18 protein-coding genes are annotated in these 23,380 nt (G+C 60.7%); 9 read left to right on the top strand and 9 right to left on the bottom strand.

Translation table 11 applies throughout. From position 1 onward, the window contains the following. Nucleotides 1-50: 50 nt before the first annotated feature. Together RSF91_RS12135 and RSF91_RS12130 are read left to right on the top strand one after the other, a co-directional pair. Nucleotides 51-1,133 (top strand): ABC transporter substrate-binding protein, encoded by a 1,083-nt coding sequence (locus RSF91_RS12135; RefSeq protein ID WP_332568658.1) that lies wholly within the window; start codon nucleotides 51-53, stop codon nucleotides 1,131-1,133. 183 nt (nucleotides 1,134-1,316) lie between these two features. Then, nucleotides 1,317-2,399 (top strand): TRAP transporter substrate-binding protein, encoded by a 1,083-nt coding sequence (locus tag RSF91_RS12130; protein ID WP_099736119.1) that lies wholly within the window; start codon nucleotides 1,317-1,319, stop codon nucleotides 2,397-2,399. Nucleotides 2,400-2,662: 263 nt separating this feature from the next. On the opposite strand, the gene RSF91_RS12125 is transcribed toward RSF91_RS12130, so the two are convergent. From RSF91_RS12125 to RSF91_RS12115, 3 genes are all read right to left on the bottom strand, one after another. Continuing rightward, nucleotides 2,663-4,507 (bottom strand): TRAP transporter large permease, encoded by a 1,845-nt coding sequence (locus tag RSF91_RS12125; RefSeq protein WP_332568657.1) that lies wholly within the window; start codon nucleotides 4,505-4,507, stop codon nucleotides 2,663-2,665. A gap of 19 nt (nucleotides 4,508-4,526) precedes the next feature. Then, nucleotides 4,527-5,147: a TRAP transporter small permease subunit gene (locus tag RSF91_RS12120; protein WP_198461322.1), complete on the bottom strand. Its 621-nt coding sequence runs from the start codon at nucleotides 5,145-5,147 to the stop codon at nucleotides 4,527-4,529. A gap of 487 nt (nucleotides 5,148-5,634) precedes the next feature. Further along, complete coding sequence (locus RSF91_RS12115) at nucleotides 5,635-6,018, bottom strand: nuclear transport factor 2 family protein (RefSeq protein ID WP_198461324.1); 384 nt, start codon at nucleotides 6,016-6,018, stop codon at nucleotides 5,635-5,637. Nucleotides 6,019-6,277: 259 nt separating this feature from the next. On the opposite strand from RSF91_RS12115, the gene RSF91_RS12110 reads away from it, so the two are divergent. From RSF91_RS12110 to RSF91_RS12090, 5 genes are all read left to right on the top strand, one after another. After that, the gene (locus RSF91_RS12110) at nucleotides 6,278-8,035 is read left to right on the top strand and encodes an MdtA/MuxA family multidrug efflux RND transporter periplasmic adaptor subunit (protein WP_332568656.1); all 1,758 of its coding nucleotides are present in this window, start codon (nucleotides 6,278-6,280) and stop codon (nucleotides 8,033-8,035) included. A 24-nt stretch (nucleotides 8,036-8,059) separates the two neighbouring features. After that, on the top strand, nucleotides 8,060-11,242 hold the full coding sequence (locus RSF91_RS12105; RefSeq protein ID WP_332568655.1) for an MdtB/MuxB family multidrug efflux RND transporter permease subunit: 3,183 nt from the start codon (nucleotides 8,060-8,062) through the stop codon (nucleotides 11,240-11,242). Further along, entirely contained in the window at nucleotides 11,239-14,412 is a 3,174-nt protein-coding gene (locus tag RSF91_RS12100; RefSeq protein WP_332568654.1) for an efflux RND transporter permease subunit, read from the top strand. The genes RSF91_RS12105 and RSF91_RS12100 overlap by 4 nt, the downstream gene beginning before the upstream one ends. Before the next feature lies 1 nt (nucleotide 14,413). Then, nucleotides 14,414-15,991: an efflux transporter outer membrane subunit gene (locus tag RSF91_RS12095; protein ID WP_332568653.1), complete on the top strand. Its 1,578-nt coding sequence runs from the start codon at nucleotides 14,414-14,416 to the stop codon at nucleotides 15,989-15,991. Between the two features lie 73 nt (nucleotides 15,992-16,064). Continuing rightward, on the top strand, nucleotides 16,065-16,388 hold the full coding sequence (locus RSF91_RS12090) for a hypothetical protein (protein WP_198461334.1): 324 nt from the start codon (nucleotides 16,065-16,067) through the stop codon (nucleotides 16,386-16,388). A gap of 148 nt (nucleotides 16,389-16,536) precedes the next feature. Here the strand turns inward: RSF91_RS12090 and RSF91_RS12085 are convergent, their stop codons facing one another. After that, complete coding sequence (locus RSF91_RS12085) at nucleotides 16,537-17,055, bottom strand: SRPBCC family protein (protein WP_332568652.1); 519 nt, start codon at nucleotides 17,053-17,055, stop codon at nucleotides 16,537-16,539. A gap of 99 nt (nucleotides 17,056-17,154) precedes the next feature. Further along, nucleotides 17,155-17,520: a hypothetical protein gene (locus RSF91_RS12080; RefSeq protein WP_332568651.1), complete on the bottom strand. Its 366-nt coding sequence runs from the start codon at nucleotides 17,518-17,520 to the stop codon at nucleotides 17,155-17,157. 116 nt (nucleotides 17,521-17,636) lie between these two features. Between RSF91_RS12080 and RSF91_RS12075 the strand changes: the two genes are divergently transcribed. Next, nucleotides 17,637-18,302: an ABC transporter ATP-binding protein gene (locus RSF91_RS12075; RefSeq protein ID WP_332568650.1), complete on the top strand. Its 666-nt coding sequence runs from the start codon at nucleotides 17,637-17,639 to the stop codon at nucleotides 18,300-18,302. A gap of 3 nt (nucleotides 18,303-18,305) precedes the next feature. On the opposite strand, the gene RSF91_RS12070 is transcribed toward RSF91_RS12075, so the two are convergent. Genes RSF91_RS12070 through RSF91_RS12055 form a run of 4 tightly spaced genes read right to left on the bottom strand, consistent with a single transcriptional unit; the run spans nucleotide 18,306 to nucleotide 20,925 of the window. Then, nucleotides 18,306-19,121, bottom strand: coding sequence for a LytR/AlgR family response regulator transcription factor (locus tag RSF91_RS12070; protein WP_332568649.1), 816 nt, complete (start codon nucleotides 19,119-19,121; stop codon nucleotides 18,306-18,308). Continuing rightward, nucleotides 19,118-20,188 carry a sensor histidine kinase gene (locus tag RSF91_RS12065; RefSeq protein ID WP_442878846.1) on the bottom strand — a complete coding sequence of 357 codons (1,071 nt, stop codon included), beginning with the start codon at nucleotides 20,186-20,188 and terminating at the stop codon, nucleotides 19,118-19,120. Before RSF91_RS12065 ends, RSF91_RS12070 begins: the two co-directional genes overlap by 4 nt. Nucleotides 20,189-20,212: 24 nt before the next feature. Next, nucleotides 20,213-20,497 (bottom strand): 2TM domain-containing protein, encoded by a 285-nt coding sequence (locus RSF91_RS12060; protein ID WP_332568647.1) that lies wholly within the window; start codon nucleotides 20,495-20,497, stop codon nucleotides 20,213-20,215. A gap of 38 nt (nucleotides 20,498-20,535) precedes the next feature. After that, nucleotides 20,536-20,925, bottom strand: a complete 390-nt coding sequence (locus RSF91_RS12055) for a DUF2306 domain-containing protein (protein ID WP_332568646.1) — start codon at nucleotides 20,923-20,925, stop codon at nucleotides 20,536-20,538. Nucleotides 20,926-21,191: 266 nt separating this feature from the next. On the opposite strand from RSF91_RS12055, the gene RSF91_RS12050 reads away from it, so the two are divergent. Next, nucleotides 21,192-23,375, top strand: a complete 2,184-nt coding sequence (locus tag RSF91_RS12050) for a TonB-dependent receptor (protein WP_332568645.1) — start codon at nucleotides 21,192-21,194, stop codon at nucleotides 23,373-23,375. Nucleotides 23,376-23,380 lie beyond the last annotated feature (5 nt).

Genomic DNA, 23,380 nt, shown 5'->3' with positions numbered 1-23,380 from the left:
GCCTGCTATAACGGTTGAGTCACAGACAAACTTATTGCGGAGAAATATTCATGGATCGTCGCTCACTCGTCAAACATGTGGGCATGGCGGGCGTGCTGGCTGCGGGTGTCGCACCTGCCGTTCGCGCCCAGGAGGTGCTGCGCTGGCGCCTTGTGACGAGCTTCCCTAAAGTACTGGACGCCATCTCTGGCGCTGCAGAAAAATTTGCCCAGACGCTGCGCGTCATGTCTGCAGGCCAGATCGAAGTCAGCATCCACGCCGCAGGCGAGCTGATGCCCGCGTTTGGCGTGATGGAAGGCGTGCAGAACGGTACGGTGGAGATTGCGCTGACGGCGCCGTACTACTTCACCGACAAAGACTACTGCTTCGCTCTGGGCTGCGCCGTTCCCTTTGGTCTGACGGCCCGGCAGATGGATGCCTGGATGGAGTATGGCGGTGGGCGCAAGCTCATGGATGACTTCTACGCCCAGTACAACATCAAGAGCCTGAGCGCCGGCAACACAGGCACGCAGATGGGCGGCTGGTACCGCAAAGAAATCAAGACCGTGCAGGACCTGCATGGGCTGCGCATGCGCGCAGGCGGTGGCCTGCTGGGCGATGCACTGCAAAAGCTGGGGGTGCAGGCCTTCAACATGCCGATTGGCGATGCGCAGCAGGCGCTGGAAAAAGGCCGGCTCGATGCGGTGGAGTTTGTCGGCCCCTACGACGACCAGAAGCTGGGCTTTGGCAAGATTGCGCCTTACTACTACTACCCTGGCTGGTGGGAGGGCGGGGCCGAGCTGGCCTATTTCATCAACACCAAGGCCTTTGCCGCGCTGGCGCCTGAGCACCGGGCTATGGTGGAAGCCGCTGCCGCGCTGGCGGCCAAGGATTTGACGGCCAAATATCTGGCGCTGAACCCCGCAGCATTGAAGAAGCTGCTGAGTGAAAGAGTGCAATTGCGCGCCTTCCCGCGCGAGTTGATGGACGCGGGCTTCAAGGCTGTGATGGCGACCATGGCCGAGCATGAAGCCAAGTCGGCCATGTTCAAGAAAATTCACCGCAGCATGCGCGGGTTTCAGCATGACCAGCTGCTGTGGGACCGGTTTTCGGAATTTCGCTATTCCAGCTATATGAGCGCTGTTCGGCTGTAAGCGCTTGCTCTTTTTAGGTTGAGGTTGATGAAAATCACTAGGTAGAACTTCTTAAATGAACGGTCACTTTTTAGTGAGCACTCCGCGTTGGGCTCGTGTACATTTTGTGCCTGTTACATGAGTGAAGCTGGCTTAGATCAGTCATCTGTGCCAGCCCAATAATTTCCTCAAGGAGACTAAAAAGTGGATCGTCGTTCTATTCTGAAAAATGCGGGTATCGCCGGCGTGCTGGCTGCTGGTGCAGCTCCCGCTGTTCACGCTCAGGCCGCAGTGCGCTGGCGTCTGGCTTCCAGCTTCCCCAAGTCGCTGGACACCATCTTCGGTAGCGCAGAAAAGCTGTCGCAAGTGGTCAAGGCCATGTCGGGCGGCAAGTTTGAAATCTCGGTGCACCCCGCTGGCGAGCTGATGCCCGCTTTTGGCGTGGTGGATGCACTGCAGGGCGACACCATCGACATGGCACAGACGGCGGCCTACTACTTCACCGGCAAAGACCCCATCTTCGCCTTCAGCTGCGCCGTGCCTTTTGGCCTGACCGCGCTGCAGATGAATGGCTGGAAGGATCATGGTAACGGCCGCAAGCTGCTGGATGCTTTCTTCGCCAAGTACAACTTCAAGACCGCATCCGCCGGTAACACCACCACCCAGATGGGCGGCTGGTACCGCAAGGAAATCAAGACCGTGGAAGACCTCAAGGGTCTGAAGATGCGTCTGGGTGGCGGTGTGTTCGGCGAGGCCATGGCCAAGCTGGGCGTGGTGGCGCAGAACATGCCTGCTGGCGATGTGTACCAGGCTCTGGAAAAGGGCACGCTGGATGCTGTGGAATTCGTCGGTCCTTACGACGATGAAAAGCTGGGCTTCAACAAGGTTGCGCCTTACTACTACTATCCCGGCTGGTGGGAAGGCTCTGCCGAGCTGGAGTTCTTCATCAACATCAAGAAGTACAACGCTCTGTCGCCCGAGAACAAGGCCATTCTGGATGCCGCGACTCGCGTGGCTGCCATGGACATGACCTCCAAGTACCAGGTGCTGAACCCCCAGGCCATCAAGCGCCTGGTGGCCAACAAGACGCAGCTGAAGATGTTCCCCAAGCCTTTGATGGACGCTGGTTTCAAGGCCTCCATGGAAGTGTTTGCCGAGCACGAAGCCAAGTCGCCCGAGTTCAAGAAGATTCACCAGGACATGCGCGCCTTCCAGCGCGATCAGATCCTGTGGAACCGCTTCTCCGAGTACCCTTTCAACCAGTACATGGCTACCGCCAAGATCTGATGCTTTTCAAGGTGCAGCCAGGCTGCACCGCAAGCGCCAAAAGCCGCAAGAATCTCTTGCGGCTTTTTTTATTTAGTGAGCTGCCAGCGCTTGCTATTCATGGGTTTCAGAGTCTTATGCTCTTGAGGGCAATGCTTATCAAGCGCTGAAAGCTATTGTTTTTATCTCCGCTGCAGGGCAGGCATGAAAAAGCCCCGGCTCTTGCGAGGCGGGGCCTGTCGAGAAGCTGCCAGTTTCTGGCTGCCAGCTCTTACTTCTGCTCTTTACTTGGCAGCAGGTGCGGGCGTCAGCGAATCCTGCAGAGCCTTGGCCGGGTCGTCCGAGCCGTAACCGGTATCAGCGCTAGGGGGCACTGGGGCAGGCTGGCTGCCGTCTTTGGGTGCTTCGGCAGGGGCAGAGCCTTCTTCGCCACCTTCAGGTGCGCCAAACGGGTTGTCTGCTCCGTAGCCGCCGCCAGCATCGTTCAACTGCTCCTGCAGCTGGTCGCCGACCTTCTGCATGTCGACGACGACCGGTTTATCGAGCGCGCCCGTCACGATGCCTGGGAAGGCGATCAGTACGCCCACCATCACCAGCTGGATCAGCACAAAGGGAATGGCACCCTTGTAGATCTGCATGGTGGTCACAGGCTCGATGACCTTGTGCGTGACCTTGTCCACATACTGCTTATCGGGGGCGACGGAGCGCAGGAAGAACAGCGCAAAGCCGAATGGTGGGTGCATGAAGGAGGTCTGCATATTGACCGCAAGCAGCACGCCGAACCAGATCAGATCAATGCCCATCTTCTCGGCCACTGGGCCCAGCAGCGGCACCACGATGAACGACAGCTCAAAGTAGTCCAGGAAGAAGGCCAGGAAGAATATCATGACGTTCACCACGATCAGGAAGCCCACCTGGCCGCCGGGCAGGCCGGTCAGCAGGTGCTCAACCCACTTGGGGCCGTCAGCAGCCTGGAAGACCAGACTGAAGGTGGTGGCGCCAATCATGATGAACATCACAAAGCTGGCCAGCTTGGTGGTGGATGCCAGAGCCTGCTTGAGCAGGGCCATGTTCAGGCGACCGCGTGCAAAGCCCATGATGAGCGCAGCCATCGCGCCCATGGCGCCGCCTTCGGTGGGGGTTGCAATGCCCAGGAAGATGGTGCCCAGCACCAGGAAGATCAGCAGCAGGGGGGGGATCAGCACAAAGGTCACGCGCTCGGCCAGCTTGGACAGCAGGCCCAGCTTGAACACGCGGTTCAGCGAAGCGATCACAAAGGCCATGAAGGTGCCGCCGCACATGGCGGAGACAATCTTCTCGTCTGTGGCAACGTCCAGCACTTCCTTGCCCTGCCACCAGGTGTGCAGGTCCGCCATGTGGTTGGCCAGGAAGATGGCAACGATGGTGGACAGACCCAGCACCACGACCAGCGAGGTGTAGCCGCCGTTGCCATTGGCTTCGCGGTAGATACGGGCTTCAGGCGGCAGTGCGGGGACCAGCTTGGGCTTGAACACGGCCAGGAACATGACCCACAGCACATACAGACCCATCAGCATGAAGCCGGGGATGAAGGCGCCCTTGTACATATCGCCCACGCTCTTGCCCAACTGGTCGGCCATCAGAATCAGCACCAGCGATGGCGGAATGATCTGGGCCAGCGTGCCGGATGCGGCAATCACGCCCGCAGACAAGGGGCGGTCGTAGCCGTAGCGTAGCATGATAGGCAGCGAGATCAGGCCCATGGAGATCACCGAAGCGGCGACCACACCGGTGGTGGCAGCCAGCAGCGCGCCCACAAAAATCACAGCCAGAGCCAGACCACCGCGGATGGGGCCGAAGACCTGACCGACGGTGTCCAGCAAGTCTTCTGCCATGCCTGATCGTTCAAGAATCAGGCCCATCAAGGTAAAGAAGGGGACGGCCAGCAAGGTGTCGTTGGCCATGATGCCGATCAGGCGCTGGGGCAGCCAGGCCATGACGGACGAGGGGAAGACGCCCAGCTCGATGCCCAGAAAGCCGAAGGCCAGGCCCGCAGCACCCAGACTGAATGCCACGGGGAAGCCCAGCAGCAAGAAACAGATCAGCCCCGCAAACATGATGGGGGCGTAGTTGGTAGCGATAAATTCCATTAATGTCTCCCGCTACTTCTTATGCCTTGGCCTGAGCGGCCAGCGCCTCAGCCTGCTTGCGATCAGCTTCGGCACGCAGTGCTTCGGCCAGCTCTTCTTCGGCGCTCTTGTCCTGCAGCTTGCCCATGGGGTCGGGGCCATTGCCGGTCAAAAATGCGATGCGCTTGATTAGCTCAGACCAGCCTTGCAGCATCAGCAGCGTGATACCTACAGGGATGGCGGCCCACACAGGCCAGCGAATCAGACCCCCTGGGTTGCCCGATACTTCGCCCGACTGGTACATCTGAATGGCAACGGGCGTGCTCAGCCACAAAATCGTGATGCACAGCGGTGTCAGGAACAGGGCGAAGCCGATGATGTCGATCCAGACCTGCGTTTTCTTGGACAGGCGGGAGTTGATGACGTCGATGCGCACATGCTCGCGGTGCAGCAGGGTGTAGCCAGCGGCAATCAAAAAGGACCAGGCAAACAGGTACCACTGCACTTCCAGGAAGGCGTTGGAGCTGGTGTCAAAGACCTTGCGGACGATGGCGTTGGCGGCGCTGATGAAGGTTGCGGCAAATATCAGCCAGATGGAATATTTGCCGACAAAGGCATTGAGCCTGTCTATGCCCTTTGACAGGGCGAGTAAAGCCTGCATGGTGTCTCCAAAAAGTAGGCTGTGTTGTGTCGCGCGGTTTGGAGCTGGTAAGCCTCAAGGGGCGATCTGTGTGTTCTAACCAAGGAAGAGATTCTACGGACGCCGGTATCAAGTTTTTTACAAATATCGCCCTGAATGTGGTGGCTGAGCGTCAGCTATTGACTACTACTGGTTTGATAGCTGATGACGCAATCCAATCAAGCGCTAGAGCCTTGTTTTATTTGAATATTCGACAGGTTCTTTGAGTCTGTGAATCAGTGTGCGCCTGCTGTCATTCAGGGGCTTTTGGGGCAAGGGGTTAGGGGAAATCAGGAGAGGCTTGACCTGTGTCAGCTTGAGCCGGTCGGTACTGATTTTTCTGACAGCCCTGAGGCTGCTCGATTTGGCGAAGAGGAGCGCCGCATCAACAGGTGAGCCAACAAAAAAGGCCTCTGCCGTATGGGCAGAGGCCTTGTCTTCAAAGCCGTTTCGGCTTGCTGTTGCCCGATTACTGGGGCTGAGCGTGGAAGGCCTTGTTGGCAATCTTCCAGCCTTGCTCGGTCTTGAGCAGCAGGAAGTAGTCGGTGAAAGTCACGGCGCCGTGATAGAGGGTGACCTTGGCCATGGCGGCGGTGCCCACGATGTCCAGCGAGTCGATCACGCGGCGGCGCGTGGCTTCGTCAGCGGCGGGCGTGTTCTTGAAACGCTGGCAGTAGAAGTCCACATCCCAGGATGTCAGCGGACCTTCGCGCACGGACTCCAGGCGGGCCGTGGGCATGAAGGCAGCGCGCATATGCTCGGCGTTGTCTTCGGCGTGGCCGCGCATGTACAGCTCCAGAGGGGCGCGGACTGCGGCTTCTTCGGGGTGGTTGGTCAGGCGTTCGGTGGTCATATCGGTTTCTCCTTGGAGCCAGATTCGTGGCTGCCGCAGTGCGGGCGCACCCGTGGCAGTGTCAGCAGTCAAGCATGAGGCCTGAAATCCACGGCATTGGTTTGATGAAAGTCAGCACTGTTTTTTGCAGAGTGACACAGGTAAACCCAAGGTAAAGCGCGGGTAAATGCAGGCAAAGCCGGCGCTGCCTGACCGAAGGTTGAATTGCAAATAGATACCATTGGCGGCAATTCAGGCTCGAACTTCCTGCGCTCACACCATGCCCAGCACACCTTCTTTGACTCCAACCCCTCAATCTTCTCAGCTGGGCAAGGCCAGTCCTGCCATTTTGGCTGCCGTCGTTCTGGCGCTGGCTGCATCGGCTGGGGGCTACTGGTGGTACAAGCAAAAACAGGGTGCAGGGCAGGATGCATCAGCGCAAACTGCTCCTAAATCAGGACCGGGTGGGCGCGGTGGCCGCATGGGCCCGGGCGGTCCAGGCGGTGCGGGGCAGTCTCAGCCTGTGTCGGTGGGTGTGGTTGAGCGGCGTGATATGCGCGTGCTCATCAGCGCTATCGGCACCATGAATGCGCGGGCCACAGCCGTGGTGCGGGCCAAGGTCTCGGGCGAGCTGCTCAAGCTGCACTTCAAGGAAGGTGACGAGGTCAAGGCAGGTCAGTTACTGGCCGAGATTGATCCGCGCAGCTTTACCGCAGCCCTGGCGCAGGTGCAGGGCTCGCTGGCGCGCGATCAGGCGCAGCTCATGAATGCGCAGCTGGATTTGAAGCGCTACAAGGAGTTGCTGGCGCAGGACTCGATTGCCCGCCAGCAGGTGGATACGCAAGAGGCGCTGGTGCGCCAGCTGCAAGGCACTGTGGCTGCAGACCAGGGCCAGGTCGATGCCGCCAAGCTGCAACTGAGCTATACCAAGATTACGGCACCTATCTCGGGTCGACTGGGTTTGCGTCAGGCCGATCTGGGCAATGTGGTCAACCCCTCGGATACCAATGGTCTGGTGACGATTTCGCAGGTGCGGCCAATTGATGCCGTTTTCTCCATTCCCGAAGCCCATGTCAGCACCTTGGCCCAGCAATTGAGCGCAGGCCAGTCCATGCCGGTGGAGCTGTGGGACCGCGAGCAAAAGCAGATTCTGGCCAAGGGCCTGCTCAATGCGCTGGACAACACCATTGATACGACCACCGGCACCGTCAAGGCCAAGGCCGCGTTTGACAATGCTGAGCGCAGGCTGTTTGCCAACCAGTTTGTCAACGTCAAGCTGCAGGTGCGCCAGCTCGATCAGGTGCTGGCCGTTCCGGCCAATGCCGTGCAGAACAACTATGTGTATCTGGTCAAGTCCGATAACACCGTTACCCAGCGCAAGATCACCGTGGGCGTGACGGATGGCGACTTTGTCAGCGTGCGCGGCGAGCTGGAGCCGGGTGACAAGGTGGTGACCGACGGTATTGACCGCTTGCGCGAAGGCGCTCAGGTCACGGTGGTGGATTCTGAAAAAGTCAAAAAGGTCGATCAGGCCGTGCAGGACGCCGCCGGCCAGCCGCGCGGCATGCGCAATCTGACGCCTGAGCAGCGCGAAAAACTCTCCAAGATGACACCTGACGAGCGCAAGGCTTTCTTCCAGAAGCTGCGCGCCGAGCGCGGTGCCAATGGCGCAAATGCGGGTCCAGGAGCCGCCCCCGCCAGTGAAGGCCGCAGCGGCGATCAGCCCCGCAAGCCTGAGGCACAGGACAAGACGGGCGCTGCAGAGCCTGCCAAGGCTCAACAAGCTCAGCCGGAATCGACAGCACCTGCGGCACAGCGCGCTGAAGGACGTGGAGAGCGCGGTGGTGAAGGGCGAGGTGAGGGACGAGGCGAAGGGCGGGGTGACCGTCCCCAGCTGACGCCCGAGCAGCGCGAGAAGCTGGATGCCATGTCGCCTGAAGAGCGCAAGGCCTTTTTCCAGAAAATGCGTGCCGAGCGTGAAGCCAATGGCGGAACCAGTGGCAACGCAAATGGTGGCGCAAACAGCGCAGGCCGCTGAGCATAGGCAGAAGCTGCGGCCATCATGAATATCTCGCGCATCTTTATTCTTAGACCCATTGCCACCAGCTTGCTGATGGTCGCGGTGCTGATTGCGGGCATTCTTGCCTACCGACTGTTGCCCATCTCGGCTCTGCCCGAGGTGGACTACCCCACCATTCAGGTCACCACGCTGTATCCGGGCGCCAGCCCCGATGTGATGACCTCCAACGTCACAGCGCCGCTTGAGCGGCAGTTTGGCCAGATGCCAGGGCTGGACCAGATGTCGTCCACCAGCTCTGGTGGCGCATCGGTCATTAATCTGCGCTTCTCGCTGTCCATGTCCATGGACGTGGCCGAGCAGCAGGTACAGGCCGCCATCAACGCCGGCAGCAATCTGCTGCCCAGCGACCTGCCCATGCCCCCGCTGTACAGCAAGGTCAACCCGGCCGATGCACCGGTGCTGACGCTGGCCATCAGCTCGCCTTCGCAGCCCGTTATCAAGATCAATGATCTGGTGGAAAACCGGCTTGCACCCAAGCTCTCGCAGGTCAAGGGCGTGGGTCTGGTTGCCATTGCTGGTGCGCGCCGCCCGGCTGTGCGTATTCAGGCCAACCCTGCCGCTCTGGCTAGCTTTGGCATGACGCTTGATGATGTGCGCTCTGCCATCTCAGCGGCCAACGTCAAGACCGCCAAGGGCAGTTTTGACGGCCCTAATCGCGCATCCACCATCGATGCCAACGACCAGATGCAGTCTGCGGCCGAGTACCGCAACCTCATCATCGCCTTTAAAAACGGCAACCCCGTGCGCCTGTCCGATGTGGCGCAGACCGTGGATGACGCCGAAAACACCCGCCTTGCCGCTTGGTCTGGTACGCCAGACACGGGTTCCAAATCGGCAGTGATTTTGAACATTCGCCGCCAGCCCGGTGCCAACGTGATCGAAACGGTTGATGCCATCAAGGCTTTGCTGCCTCAGCTCAAAGAAACGCTGCCCGCATCCATTGATGTGCAGGTGCTGACGGATCGCACCGTGACCATCCGCGCCTCGGTCGAGGACATGCAGTTTGAACTGGGCCTGGCCATTGCTCTGGTAGTGATGGTGATTTTCCTGTTCCTGCGCAGCGCTTCGGCCACGCTGATCCCTAGCGTGGCGGTGCCGCTGTCTCTGATCGGCACCTTCGGTGTCATGTATCTGGCCGGCTACTCCATCAACAACCTTACGCTGATGGCGCTGACCATCTCCACCGGTTTTGTGGTGGACGATGCCATTGTGATGATCGAGAACATCGCCCGCTATGTGGAAAAGGGCGAGCCACCCATGCAGGCCGCGCTCAAGGGGGCCAAGCAGATCGGCTTCACCATCATCTCGCTGACCATCTCTCTGGTGGCGGTGCTGATTCCATTGCTCTTCATGGGTGACGTGGTGGGGCGTCTGTTCCACGAATTTGCCATCACCATGACGGTGGCAATTTTGATATCTGCCGTGGTCTCGCTCACGCTCACGCCCATGCTGTGCGCGCGCTTACTGCGCCACAAGCCCGAAACTGAGCAGGCTGCAGAATCCAAAGGCATAGACGCTGCCGTTGCACGTTTCTTTGACAAGGTAATTGCCGAATACGGCCGCATGCTGACCTGGGTGCTGGACCACAGCAAGCTGACCTGGTTGGTGTTTCTGGCCACGCTGGCCGTGACGGTGCTGCTGTATTTCGTCGTGCCCAAGGGCTTTTTCCCCGAGCAGGACACGGGCACGATTGCCGCGACCACCGAGGCCGATCAGTCCATCTCTTTCGCTGCCATGGCCGAGCGCCAGCAGGCGCTGGCCGAGCAGCTGCTTAAAGACCCGGCCGTGGCGTCCATCTCGTCCTTTATTGGCGTGGATGGCACCAATACCACGCTCAACACCGGCCGCATTCAGATCGACCTCAAGCCCCATGGCCAGCGCGATACTTTGCCCGTAGTGCTCAATCGTCTGGCCGAAGATGCACAGCATGTGTCCGGCATCCGCCTCTACGCCCAGCCCGTGCAGGACTTGACTATTGAAGACCGGCAAGCGCGCACCCAGTACCAGTTGCTGCTGTCTTCGCCCGACATGACGCAGCTGACGGCCAGCACCAAGGCGCTGGTTGAAAAGCTGCAGCAACTTCCCGAGCTGCTGGATGTGAGCAGCGATCTGCAGAACCAGGGCCGTCAGGCCTATGTGCAGATTGACCGCGCGCAGGCCAGCCGTCTGGGTGTGACGGTGGCATCGGTGGATTCGGCCCTCTACAACGCGTTTGGACAGCGGCTGATCTCCACCATCTTCACTCAGTCCAACCAGTACCGCGTGGTGCTGGAAGTAGCGCCACAGTTCAAGGTCGGCCCCGAGGCATTGCAGACCATTTATGCAGCATCTTCCACCGGCGCACCCGTGCCGCTGTCGTCGATTGCCACGGTGAGCGAGCGCCCCATGGCGCTGGCCGTGAACCACGTGGGCCAGTTGCCCGCAGCCACTATCTCCTTTAACACCGCGCAAGGTGTATCGCTGGGTCATGCGGTGGATGCATCCAAGCAAGTCATTCAGACCTTGCGCGATGAAGGACAGATTCCGCTGTCGGTGGATGCGCAGTTCCAGGGCGCAGCACTGGCGTTTCAGGCTTCGCTGTCCAACACGCTGCTCTTGGTGCTGGCGGCTGTGATCACCATGTATATCGTGCTGGGCGTGCTCTATGAAAGCACGATTCACCCGATCACGATTCTCTCGACTCTGCCATCGGCGGGCGTCGGTGCTCTGCTGGCTTTGCTGGTAGCGGGGCTGGATCTGGACATCATTGCCATCATCGGCATCATCTTGTTGATTGGTATCGTCAAGAAGAACGCCATCATGATGATTGACTTCGCGCTGGATGCTCAGCGTGAAGAGGGCATGAATGCGCGCGATGCCATCTATCAGGCCTGCCTGCTGCGCTTTCGCCCCATCATCATGACCACGCTGGCCGCATTGCTGAGTGCGCTGCCCATGATGCTGGGCTCTGGTGTGGGTAGCGAGCTGCGCCAACCGCTGGGCGTAACTTTGGTGGGCGGCCTGCTGGTCAGCCAGTTGCTGACGCTGTTCACCACCCCTGTTATCTACCTGACCTTTGAGAGCTGGGCCGAAAACTGGCGCACCAAGCGCGGCCTGTCTGCTGTCAAGCATCTGCCGCATTCCGAAGCGGAAGTCATGGGTGAGCAGGGTGGAACAAAGCCATGAGCATTTCCACGCCTTTCATCTTTCGCCCCATCGCCACCATCTTGCTGACCATAGGCATGGCGCTGGTGGGTGGCGTGGCCTACTTTCTGCTGCCGGTGGCACCGCTGCCGCAGGTGGACTATCCGACGATCTCTGTCACCGCCAGTTTGCCTGGTGCTGCCCCTGACACCATGGCAGCCACCGTGGCCACCCCGCTTGAGCGGGCGCTGGGCGCGATTGCGGGCGTCAACGAGATGACGTCCAGCTCCAGCATGGGCAGCACGCGCATCACGCTGCAGTTTGACCTGACGCGCACCGTTGATAGCGCGGCCCATGATGTGCAGGCCGCCATCAACGCGGCGCGTACCCTGCTGCCATCCGGCATGCCCAGCAATCCGACTTATCGCAAGGTGAACCCGGCAGATGCGCCCATCATGATTCTGGCGCTGACGTCTGAATCGCTGACCCGTGGCCAGATGTATGACGCGGCCAGCACGGTGCTGGCGCAGAAGCTGGCGCAAGTGGATGGCGTGGGGCAGGCTTCGATCAACGGCGGAGCCTTGCCCGCCGTACGCGTGGAACTGGACCCGGTGCGGCTGGCCGCCAAAGGTGTGTCGCTCGATTCCGTGCGCACTGCCATCACTTCCACCAACGCCAACCGCCCGCTGGGCGCGGTAGAGCGTGACGACCAATACTGGCAGGTTGCGACCAACGACCAGGCCCGCACTGCCGCTGAATATGCACCGCTGGTGCTGCGCTGGAACAACGGCAACGCCGTGCGTTTGTCCGATGTGGCAGACGTTACCGACTCTGTGCAGGATGTGCGCAACTACGGCGTGATGAATGGCAAGCCTGCGGTGTTGCTGCAAGTCTTCAAGCAGCCAGATGCAAATATTTTGCAGTCCGTGGACAAGGTGCGCGCCATGCTGCCGCAGCTCAGGGCCTCCATCAATCCAGCCATTGATGTGACGGTGATCTCGGACCGCACGCCCACGCTGCGAGCTTCGGTCAAAGAGGTGCAGAACGCGCTGCTGATTTCGGTGGCGCTGGTCATCATGGTCGTGTTCGTCTTTTTGCGCCGCCTGCGCGCCACGCTGATTCCGGCTGTGGCCGTGCCCGCATCGCTGCTGGGCACCTTCGGCATCATGTATCTGTGCGGCTACACGCTGGATAACCTCTCGCTGATGGCGCTGACGGTTGCAGCCGGCTTTGTGGTCGATGACGCCATCGTGGTGCTTGAAAACGTCATGCGCCACATGGAGCGCGGCAAGAGCGCCATGCAGGCGGCTATTGAAGGTGCCCGCGAGATTGGCTTTACCGTGGTCTCCATGAGCCTGTCCCTGATAGCGGTGTTCGTGCCCATTTTGTTCATGGCGGGCGTGGTGGGCCGGTTCTTCCGAGAGTTTGCCGTGGTCATGTCGGCAGCCATTTTGGTGTCCATGATCATCTCGCTGACCACCACCCCCATGATGTGTGCAGCTTTGCTGCGTACGCCCGCCGAAGAAGAGCGCCGCCGCGCCGAGCGGGCCAAGAGCCCGTTCTCGCGCCGCTGGGATGCCTTCTGGCTGCGTGTCTCGCAGGCCATGGATCGTTTCGAGAAGAGACTGACCGCGCTGTACCGCAAGTCTCTGGCATGGGGTCTGCGCCACCAGCCCGTGGTGATGGCGGCCTTGGTCGCAGTCATCGGCCTCAATGTCTACCTCTACACGGCCATTGAAAAAGGCTTTATGCCCAGCGAGGACACAGGCCGCGTCATGGGCTTTATCCGCGCTGACCAGTCCACATCCTTTCAGGCCATGGAGCGCCGTATCAAGCGCTTTCTGGATGTCGTGCAGCAGGACCCGGCTGTGGAATATGTGACCGGCTTTACCGGCGGCGGTCAGGCCAACTCGGCCAATATGTTCATGTCGCTCAAGCCCATGGCTGAGCGCAAAGTATCGAGCGATGAAGTCATCAACCGCCTGCGTGAAAAGCTCAAGGATGAGCCGGGCGCGCGCCTGTTCATGGTGACCCAGAGCGATGTGCGCATTGGCGGACGCCAGAGCATGTCGGCCTATCAGTACACGCTGCAGGCCGACGACACGGCTGAGCTGCGCCTGTGGGAGCCGCGCATTCGGCAAGTGCTTTCCACCTTGCCAGAGCTGGCCGATGTGAACAGCGACGTCCAGGATAACGGCGTGCAGACAAAGCTGGTCATTGACCGCGATCAGGCCACGCGCCTGGGGCTGACGGTTGCGCAGATCGACAACACGCTGAACGATGCCTTTGGTCAGCGTCAGGTGGGCGTGATCTACAACCCGCTGAACCAGTACCGGGTGGTGATGACGGCATCAAACCAGTATCTGCAGAGCCCGGAAGCACTGCGCGGCTTCTTCTTCGTCAACAGCGCGGGTCAGCAGATTCCGCTGACGGCGTTTGCCAAGATCACCACATCGACCACCCCGCTGTCTGTGCAGCACCAGAGCGGCACGCCTGCCAGTACGGTGAGCTACAACCTTGCGCCGAATATGTCCCTGTCGCAGGCGAACGATGCGATTCGCAATGCCATGGTGGAGCTGGGTGTGCCCGTGTCCATTCGCGGCAGCTTCAGTGGCTCGGCGGGGGCCTTCCAGCAGATGCTGGCCGGGCAGCCGCTGCTCATTCTGGCGGCCATCATCACCATTTATCTGGTGCTGGGCATCCTCTATGAAAACCTGGTGCACCCGCTGACGATTCTGTCCACGCTGCCATCGGCAGGTGTGGGCGCGCTGCTAGCGCTGATGCTGTTCAAGACCGAGTTTTCGTTGATCGCCTTTATCGGTGTCATCTTGCTCATTGGGCTTGTCAAGAAGAACGCCATCATGATGATCGACTTCGCGCTGGAGCGAGAAAAGGGCGGCCACGCCACAGCTGCCCAGGCCATTTACCGAGCCTGCCATCTGCGCCTGCGACCCATTTTGATGACCACCATGGCCGCCTTGTTTGGCGCGCTGCCGCTGGCGTTGGGTCGTGGCGACGGGGCGGAGCTGCGCCAGCCGCTGGGCATTGCGATTGTGGGTGGCCTGCTGCTTAGCCAGTTGCTCACGCTCTACACCACGCCCGTGGTCTATGTATTGCTGGACCGTGCGCGCAATCGCGTCATGCGCCTGTGCTCGCGTGCTCCCAAGACACAGCACAAAGCAGTTGTCGTCGCCGTGGCCGAGGTGAAGTGAGATGAATATGTCCACACAGTTTTTGAATCAAATCGGCCTCAAGCCCAATCAGGTAAAGCGTAAGCAGCTCACTTTTATGAAGAAATCCGCCATGGCGCTGCCTCGCTCGATTCCCCGTCTATTGCCCGTTGTTGCAGCTGTCATGCTGGCGGCATGCTCCACCCAGCCCGTCTATGAAGTCCCCAAGCTGGATGTGCCTGCCCAGTTCAAGGAAGCCACGCCACAGGCGGCCCAGTTTGGCGTGTGGCAACCTGCGCAGACCGTGGCAGGCAGCCCTGCAGTCACCGTGCCTGATCAATGGTGGACGGTGTATGGCGACGCCGTGCTCAACCAGTTGCAAGATGCCGCTGCCGCTGGCAACGCCAGTGTGGAGCAGGCCGTGGCCCGCCTGCGTTCGGCGCAAGCCGCAGTCGCCAGCAGCCGGGCTGGGCAGCTGCCCACGCTCAGCACCACGGGCAGCGGCACGCGTTCGCTGACGGGGGGCGGCACCTACAGCAACACCAACGGCGATAACGTGGCCCGCAGCGGCAGCATCAACAACAACTTCTCGTTGGGCTTGAGCGCCAGCTGGGAGCTGGACTTGTGGGGCAAGCTATCGGGCGCAGTCGATGCCAGTCGTGCCTCGGCCCAGGCCAGTGCGGATGATCTGGCGGCGGCCCGCCTGTCGGCTCAGGCATCGGTGGCGCAGACCTACTTCTCGCTGCGTGCTGCAGAGTCGCAGATGCAATTTTTGCAGGAGAGTCTGGACGCCTATGCGCAAAGCCTGAAGCTGACGCAAAACCGTTACCAGTCGGGCGTGGTGTCGTCTGCCGATGTGGCGCAGGCCCAGTCGCAGTACAAGAGCACGCAGGCCAGCTTGCTGGATGCTCAGATCACCCGCGCGCAGTACGAGCACGCACTGGCCGCCTTGCTGGGAAAGGCTCCGGCGCAGTTCAGCCTGCCGGTGACCGCAGTGCTGCCCACGCCGCCCGTGGTGCCTGAAATGCTGGCATCCACCCTGCTGGAGCGCCGTCCCGACATTGCGGCGGCAGAGCGCCGCGTGGCCATGGCCAATGCACAGGTGGGCGTGGCGCGTGCGGCGTTCTTCCCCTCGCTCACCTTGTCCGCATCGGGTGGTTATCGCAACTCCATCCTGTCTGATCTGCTCAATGCGCCCAATCTGTTTTGGTCGCTGGGCCCGGCGCTGGCCATGAGTCTTTTTGATGGCGGTGCGCGCTCGGCGGCTGTTGAATCGGCCCGCGCCACGCTGGACCTGAATGCCGCGACCTACAAGCAGACGGTGCTGACGGCGCTGCAGGAGGTAGAAGACAATCTGGTCGCGGCCGTCAATCTGGCGCAGGAAGAGCAGGTGCAGGCCGAGGCGCTGGTGGCGGCGCAGAAGTCGCTCACGGTGGCCAACAACCAGTACAAGGCCGGCATCGTGGCCTATCTGAATGTGCTCTCGGCCCAGACTTCGGTGCTGAGTGCGCAAAACACGCTCAACAACGTCAAAAACCGCAGGCTGACGGCAGTGAATACCTTGCTCAAGAATGTGGCCGGTCGCTGGGAGCCGCTGAACCCTCCAGCACGTAAAGACTGAGAAAGAGTGAGTTCGCTGTGCAGGCTTGCGCTCTGGGTTACAACTAGCACTGTTTTGTTGTGAAGATCATGCTATGAGCATTGCTGTTTTTTACCTGCGCAATTCCGAGCCCGAGGGCCAGACGCCTGCCTGGCAGTCGCAATGCCAGGCCTTTTCTGATGCGCAGATGGGTGAGGCGCTGGCGCTGTGTCAACTGCTGCGCAAGGACCAGAGCAACGCCCATGTCGTCATCTCGTCAGAGCTGCGCGACATGGTCGGCCTGGTGGGCGTCTCTGCCGTGGAAGATGGCAAGACGCCTGATGGCTTTGACTATCAGTGGAGCAAGGCGGGCCGTGCCGGTGCCAGTCGCAAGAACGCCACTGCCGCGCCCAAGCGCAAGCAGGACATGGATAACTGAGGTGCGACGGTTTCTGGCCCGTTAATACGCCACTGCGTCACCAAGAGTTGCTAACGCAAGCCAGTAAACCGCAGGTTTACGGTTGAGACGAGGCGACGCAAGGATGTATCAAGGCTTGCGTTAGTGGCTCTAAGTCAATCGGCCTGCATTAAGCGGCCTGAATTTTGCTCAGATAGCTGGCCAGCAGCTGCATGCTGCTGCTCCAGCCCACTGTCATACCGGCGTGCGAACTGTTGAAGACCGCTTCTTCTATGGCATCGGCATTGAGGGCGCGCCATTCGAGGTGAATGCGTGTGCCTTCAGACTCTTGAACCAATGTGGTGGTTGACAGGGTGTAGAGCGGCCATTGCGCCGCCATGGGGTGACGCGTGACGCCGCCAGCGGCATCGCTGAACTGCACGACGGCGACGATGCGCTCAGGCGCTTTCAGTTCTCTGAACGTCCACTTGCCCCACATGACAGGTGCTAGTGGCATGGCCTCGGCGCGCAGGGCGTAGTGAAAGCTGCCGCCTTCGCGGGCATCCACCTCGCATTGCGTCATCACCATGCCGGGTGGGCGCATCCAGTGGCTCAGGTGCTCCGCCTCGGTAAAGGCCGCGTACACCAGCTCGCGCGGAGCCTTCACAAATTTCTCGAACACAAATGGCGCAGAGAGTCGATCAGTCATGGGGAACCCCTTTGAAAAGTCACTTCAAGCGGCCTCATTTTGCATGGGGCGGTCATGACTTTCCAGTGGGTTTTAGCCCCCGCTATCAATCCTTATTTCTCAATCCTCAATGTCGAATTTCTCACGCAGCGCATCACCAAAATGTGCAGAACCGGACAGGGTGAGATTGACTGTGGTGCGGCCCGTGGCCGAGGCCTGTAGCGTCAACTTGCCTTCGGCCTTGTCAAAGCGGGCAGCCAAAGGTTCGCCATCATCGTCCTGGGCCTGCAGGTCGTAGTCCCAGTCCAAACCTTCTTCCACAGCACCCTGGCGGCCTGAAAACTTCTGGCTGGCCCAGCGCAGCACGGCTTCGATTTCGGTGGCCAGCGCAGGCACGCGCTCGGCTTTGACGCAGGCCATGGCATCCCATGTGCCGGTGCCTTCTTCATCTTCGCTGTAGTCGAATTCCAAATAATCCAGAGCCATGGCATATTGCGCGCTATTGAGGGGACGCCATTGTGCCTGCGCCTTGTCTGCAGCAAGTGAGTAGGTGCATTGGAAGAAATCAGCCGTAAACCCATACTTATAAGGCGTTGCTAGCTATGAATTCTGAGATGGATGACTGCTGTGAAACTCGTTGCATGGTGCAGGCCTTGCAAGTCAGTTTCGGCTACCCGGGCCGCGCGGTGGCGAATCAGAGCTCACATTGCTGGCACGCAGGCTTGTGCCTGGTGCAAGGCGATGAGGGCGCGGGCAAGACCAGCTGGCTCAAAGCGCTGGCCGGGCAGCTGCATCTGGGCAGCGGCGTGTTGCACTACCCGTTTTCAGACGATGGACGCTTGCCTGCCGCATCCTGCTTCTGGCAGGACCCGCGCCAGCCCCTCAATGAGGTGCACAGCCACATGACGGCCAGTAGCTGGGTGGCTTTGCAGTGCACCATTTACCCGCACTGGTCAGCTGCGCAGTTTGAGCAGCATGTGCAGGGCTTCGGGCTGGAGCCGCATTTGAACAAGCCGTTGCTGGCGCTGTCATCAGGCACGCAGCGCAAGCTATGGATGGCGGCGGGCTGGGCCAGCGGTGCAGAGCTGGTCCTGATCGATGAACCATTGGCCGCGCTGGACAAACCTTCAGAGCGCTATGTGCAGCAGGCCTTGGCGGCAATGGCGCTCAAACTCAAAGACCCGAAGCGCCCGCGCAGCGTCATCGTGGCGCACTGGGATGCCATGCAGGGCGTGGACTGGGATGATGTGCTGGAGTTGCGTAATTAGGCGCTACATGGCCTTGAAGCGCGTGGCGTAGAGGCGGCTGACCAGCAGCTTTTCGCTGCGCCCCCGCAGCAGCAGCCACAGGCGTCCGGCCTCATCGCGCTGGGCACTGGCAATGGCGTCGGCGCGCGCCACGGTGCCGCGGTGAATTTGCCAGAACTGCTGGGCATCGAGCTGGGGCAGAAGATCCTTGAGCGGGGTACGCAGCAGATATTCCTGCTGCGACGTCAGCACGCGCAGGTATTTGTCTGCAGCCTCCAGGTACACGATGTCCTGCACCCGCACCATATGAATCTGCGCGCCCACGCTGGCCTGAATGATTTGCAGCGGCGCGGCTGTGCTGGTTTGCATGCGTTGCTGCAAGGCCAGTAACTGTTCCAGTGTTTGCTCCAGCGTCTGGGGCTGCGGTGCTTCCTGTGCCGACTGGCGCTGCTGCCACCAGTGCTGCAAGCGCTGCACGCTCTGTGCCAGCCGCAGGGGCTGCACGGGCTTGAGCACGTAGTCCATAGCGCAGGCCTCAAACGCGGCCAGCGCGTACTGGTCGTAGGCGGTGACAAAGACGATGGCGGGCAGCGGCCTGTCTTCGGGCCATGCATCGGCAATCTCTGCCGCCGCATCCAGCCCGCTTTGCCCCGGCATGCGGATATCGAGAAACAGCACATCGGGCAATAACTGCAGCGCCTGCGCTGCTGCGCTGATGCCGTCGCCAGCGACGGCCTGAATCTGCAACGCAGGCCATTGCGTGCTCAGCATGTGCACAAGCGCCTGTGCCAGCAGCGGCTCGTCTTCAGCAATCAGGGCGCGTGGGTGGGTGTGGCTCATGGCTCGATTTTTAAAGGAAATATCAGGCTGGCGCTTGTCCCGCCTGCGCTGGCAGCTATTAATTTAAAAGTGGCTTGATCGCCATAGCGTGTGGCCAGCCGCTCGCGGATTTGCTGCAGGCCAAAGCCGCTACCGGTGTTGCTCTTGCTGGCAGGGTGCGGGGATGCAGGTAGGCCGCAGCCGTTGTCAACAACCTTCAGCTCCAGCCGCCCGCCATCCAGCAGCACTGCAGTCACACGGATGTGGCCGCCCGCCAGTTGCGGCTCCAGCCCGTGGCGAATGCTGTTTTCTACCAGCGGCTGCAGCAGCAAGGTGGGCACGTGCGCGTCGCGCAGCTCGGCAGGCAAATCCAGCGTATAGCTCAGGCGTGCGCCCATGCGCACCTGCATCAGCGCCAGATAGTCTCCCAGCAGCGCAAACTCGGCCTCTAGGCTGTGCGTGCCGCTGCGCGAGCCTGCCAGCGTGGCACGCAGATAGGCAATCAGATGGTCCAGCATTTGCTCGGCCCGCGGGGCATCGCAAGCAATCAGCGCACGCAGATTGGCCAAAGTGTTGAACAGCATATGGGGCTCCAGCTGTGCCTGCAGTTGGCTCAGCCTGGCCTCTGCCGCCTGACGCTGGGCCTGTTCGGCCTTAACCTGAAGATGGCGCGCCTTGCCGACCACGTAGAAGCCCCAGGACATGGCAATGCTGGTGCCGATGGTGATGAGCACAGGCAGCCATAGCGACGGCTGGGCTGCAGCCTGCAGCTCCGGGTGCCGTTGCTGTACATAGAGTCTTCCCAGAGAGCTGCCCAGAATCAGGCCCAGCACAATGCCCAGCGGCACCAGGGCCAGCCCTTTGGCTCCGCGCGGCCAGGCGATTGCGTCGGACTCGCGCCAGCGCAGTCTGGCCAGGTCAATCGTCAGCCAGCTGATCAGACCAATTGCCAGAGAGTAGGCCAGGTTGACATCCCACAGACCTTGGCCCAGTGCGGTCAGGGCTCCGGTAATCAGCAGACAGGCGGTCACGGTGATGGCACCGTGGCGTAGCAAGGTGGGGAATAAAGCGAGCTGCATGGACGCCATCGTAGGTGAGGGCAGGTTCCGCGCCTAGTTTTTCTCGCGCCGCTGCAGGAATTGCAGCTCGCGCTCTACCAGGCTGCTGAAGAGAGGGCTTGCCGGTGTTGTCAGCCAGACCACGCAGCCATGTATCAGCAGTCCTAGGCCCCAGCCCAGGGCCGGGTAGATGGCCCAGTGGCGGCCCTGGCTCAGGGCCAGACTCATCAGTCCCAGATTGACCAGCACATAGACCGAGGCGTGTATGTACCAGCCCAGCTTCATGCCTGCGCGGCGGCGGGCCTGTTGCTGCAGGGTGTCATATGAAATGGGGGTCATGTATTGCTCCTTGAAGATTCGGGCCATGCCAGTTTTTGCTAGAGAAGGTCGCCCAGAATGCGTCCGGGCACCAGGGTGAAAAGTCCAGCGACGACGCAGCTTCCGATGTAGGTTTTGCGCATGATGCTGCGGTGCTTGTCTATGCGTCGGTGCGCCAGATGCGAGAAAGAGAGCCCCAGCCCGCCCAGCGTGACGGGCACCAGCAGATGAATGGGCGTGAAGCCCGACCAGTTGGGCAGGCGGAAGTCGCGTATGAACAAGGCCGAAATCGCCGTGCCCAGCATCAGCAGAACAAAGGCGTAGCCGGCAATGCGATGCAGCAGAGGGCGCGGTCTGCCGCTGCGGCGTGCCCAGAGGGTGAGGGCTCCGACGACGGTGGCAGCGATGGCTGAACTCATATGAAAAGCGATCAAGGGCGTCAGTTGCATGGTTTTCTCCTGCGATGAACCGGACTGTGCGCGTCAGAGATTGGCCCGGCCAGCGCTTTGCGATGAAACGGCCAAATCCGGGGGCCAGTTGCATAGTGCAAGGGCCGGGTGTGGCGATTGTTTGTGCGCGCACACATAGCACGGAGCGCCCGCATGCATTTCGATCCGGTTTGGATTCCGTTGAAAAATCAGGGTGTTTGCTGCTGCAGAAATGATTGAACTTTAGAATCTAATGATTATGAAAATCATTCTCAATAGCATTTAAAATGTTCCCTGTTCGTCGAATTTCACTGGCTGCCATTGTTCTGTGCAGCCCTCAGCTTCTTTGGGCCCAGACCGCCAGCTCTGCCCAGGTGCCAGAACAAGAAACCTCCTTGCAGACCGTGACCGTGGAAGCCAGTGCCGACGCATCGGCGCAGGGCCTGGCCAAGCCTTTCGCGGGCGGGCAGGTAGCCACCGGAGCACGCAACGGCATTCTCGGAACCCGGGACTGGAAGGATTCCTCGTTTTCGTCCACGGCCTATACCAGTCAGCTGATTGAGGACACGCAGTCCAAAAGCGTTGGCGATGTGCTATTGAGTGATCCGTCGGTGCGGCAGGCGCGCGGTTTTGGCAACTTCCAGGAGCTGTACATGCTGCGCGGCATGCCCGTGTACTCCGACGATATTGCCTATAACGGCCTGTACGGACTGCTGCCGCGCCAGTATGTGGCTTCCGAATTTTTCGAGCGGGTGGAAGTGCTGCGCGGTGCGAATGCCTTTCTTAACGGTGCTGCTCCCGGCGGCAGCGGCGTGGGAGGCGTGATCAGCCTGCTGCCCAAGCGCGCAGGCAACGATCCACTCACTCAGGTCAGCACGGGCATACAAACGGGTGGTCAGGCCTATGCTTCGGCCGATGTGTCGCGTCGCTTCGGTCCGGACCAGAGCACGGGCGTACGCCTGAATGCCGTGCGTCGCGATGGCGGCACTGGCATCAAGGGCGAGGACCGCAGTTTGACGGCGCTGGGTGTGGGCCTTGACTGGCGCAGCCGCGATGTGCGCTTGTCGGCCGATGTGGGTTATCAGCGCAACAGCTATCGTGGTGGGCGTCCCAGCGTGACGCCTTCGGATTTCATTCCTGCGGTTCCGGACAACAAGACCAACTACGCTCAAAACTGGACGCGCTCCACCGAGCGTGATTTGTTTGCCACCATGCGTGGCGAGTGGGATCTCAATGCCACCACCACCGCCTGGGCAGCGGGCGGCCTGCGCCGCAGCAAGGAAGACAATATCAACAGCGGCGTGACCGTGCTCAACGCGAATGGCGATACCACGGGAACGCGCTTTGATAACGTGCGCAAGGACCGCGTCGGCACGGCCGAGGCCGGCATCCGCACCCGAGTGCAGACGGGCAGCGTCGGTCATGAGCTGGTGGCGTCAGCAAGCACTTTTTCAGCGACGGAAAGCGGTGCCTGGGCCATGGCTTCGGGGGTGCGCAACAACCTCTACAACCCCTATGCCAGCCTGATGCCCGAGAACACATTCTTTGGCGGCTCCATGGCCAACCCCTACAAGGTGGGTGAGACCCGCTTTGACAGCCTGGCCTTGAGCGACACGCTGTCGATGTACGACGATCGCCTGCAAGTGACGCTGGGGCTGCGCCGTCAGCGCATAGATCAGACCAGCTACGACTACAACAGCGGCCTGCAGACCGACAGTTACAAGAAGTCCGCCACCACGCCAGCACTGGGTGCGGTGTTCAAGGTCACCGATGGTGTGTCCGTCTACGCCAACTACATCGAGGCGCTGACCAAGGGTGCCGTAGCGCCTTCCACGGCCAATAGCCTGCCCGTGCTCAACGCCGGTCAGGTGTTCTCGCCCTACAAGTCCAAGCAGAAAGAGCTGGGCGTGAAATGGCAGCGCGGCACCATGGGTGCGACGGCGGCCCTGTACACCACCGATGTGCCCAGCAGCTATGTCGTCAATCAGATGTACGGTCAGTACGGCAAGCAGCGCAACCAGGGCATGGAATTCACCGTCTTTGGCGAAGCCGCCAAGGGACTGCGCGTGCTGGGCGGTCTGACGCTGACCCAGGCCAAGATCAAACAGGCAGCCGATGCCTCTCAGGTCGACCGCTATGCCATCGGCGTACCCAAGACTCAGGCCACGCTGGGCGTGGATTGGGATGTGCCCGGTGTTTCCGGTCTAGCACTCAATGCGCGTGTGACGCACACCTCCAGTCAGTACGCCAATGCCGCCAACACCATGAAAGTGGCCAGCTGGACGCGCACCGACATCGGTGCCCGCTATCTGGTTGATCTGGGTAACGACCGCATGCTGACGCTGCGTGCCCGTCTGGACAATGTGTTCGACAAGAACTACTGGGCGTCGGTGGGCGGCTATCCGGGGGCCAACTATCTGGTGCAATCGGCTCCGCGCACCCTGTCGGTGAGCGCTACGGTCAACTTCTGAGGTTG

Source organism: Comamonas sp., assembly GCF_036643215.1.
GTDB lineage: Bacteria > Pseudomonadota > Gammaproteobacteria > Burkholderiales > Burkholderiaceae_C > Comamonas.
The sequence above is the reverse complement of the archived record's forward strand: the minus strand, read 5'-3'. Positions and strand labels throughout refer to the sequence as shown.

Bases quoted from the DNA above. Each gene is read 5' to 3' on its own strand.
- RSF91_RS12135 (WP_332568658.1), top strand. From the start codon at position 51: ATGGATCGTCGCTCACTCGTCAAACATGTGGGCATGGCGGGCGTGCTG.
- RSF91_RS12125 (WP_332568657.1), bottom strand. From the start codon at position 4,507: ATGGAATTTATCGCTACCAACTACGCCCCCATCATGTTTGCGGGGCTG.
- RSF91_RS12120 (WP_198461322.1), bottom strand. From the start codon at position 5,147: ATGCAGGCTTTACTCGCCCTGTCAAAGGGCATAGACAGGCTCAATGCC.
- RSF91_RS12115 (WP_198461324.1), bottom strand. From the start codon at position 6,018: ATGACCACCGAACGCCTGACCAACCACCCCGAAGAAGCCGCAGTCCGC.
- RSF91_RS12110 (WP_332568656.1), top strand. From the start codon at position 6,278: ATGCCCAGCACACCTTCTTTGACTCCAACCCCTCAATCTTCTCAGCTG.
- RSF91_RS12105 (WP_332568655.1), top strand. From the start codon at position 8,060: ATGAATATCTCGCGCATCTTTATTCTTAGACCCATTGCCACCAGCTTG.
- RSF91_RS12100 (WP_332568654.1), top strand. From the start codon at position 11,239: ATGAGCATTTCCACGCCTTTCATCTTTCGCCCCATCGCCACCATCTTG.
- RSF91_RS12095 (WP_332568653.1), top strand. From the start codon at position 14,414: ATGAATATGTCCACACAGTTTTTGAATCAAATCGGCCTCAAGCCCAAT.
- RSF91_RS12090 (WP_198461334.1), top strand. From the start codon at position 16,065: ATGAGCATTGCTGTTTTTTACCTGCGCAATTCCGAGCCCGAGGGCCAG.
- RSF91_RS12085 (WP_332568652.1), bottom strand. From the start codon at position 17,055: ATGACTGATCGACTCTCTGCGCCATTTGTGTTCGAGAAATTTGTGAAG.
- RSF91_RS12080 (WP_332568651.1), bottom strand. From the start codon at position 17,520: ATGGCTCTGGATTATTTGGAATTCGACTACAGCGAAGATGAAGAAGGC.
- RSF91_RS12075 (WP_332568650.1), top strand. From the start codon at position 17,637: ATGAATTCTGAGATGGATGACTGCTGTGAAACTCGTTGCATGGTGCAG.
- RSF91_RS12070 (WP_332568649.1), bottom strand. From the start codon at position 19,121: ATGAGCCACACCCACCCACGCGCCCTGATTGCTGAAGACGAGCCGCTG.
- RSF91_RS12065 (WP_442878846.1), bottom strand. From the start codon at position 20,188: ATGGCGTCCATGCAGCTCGCTTTATTCCCCACCTTGCTACGCCACGGT.
- RSF91_RS12060 (WP_332568647.1), bottom strand. From the start codon at position 20,497: ATGACCCCCATTTCATATGACACCCTGCAGCAACAGGCCCGCCGCCGC.
- RSF91_RS12055 (WP_332568646.1), bottom strand. From the start codon at position 20,925: ATGCAACTGACGCCCTTGATCGCTTTTCATATGAGTTCAGCCATCGCT.
- RSF91_RS12050 (WP_332568645.1), top strand. From the start codon at position 21,192: ATGTTCCCTGTTCGTCGAATTTCACTGGCTGCCATTGTTCTGTGCAGC.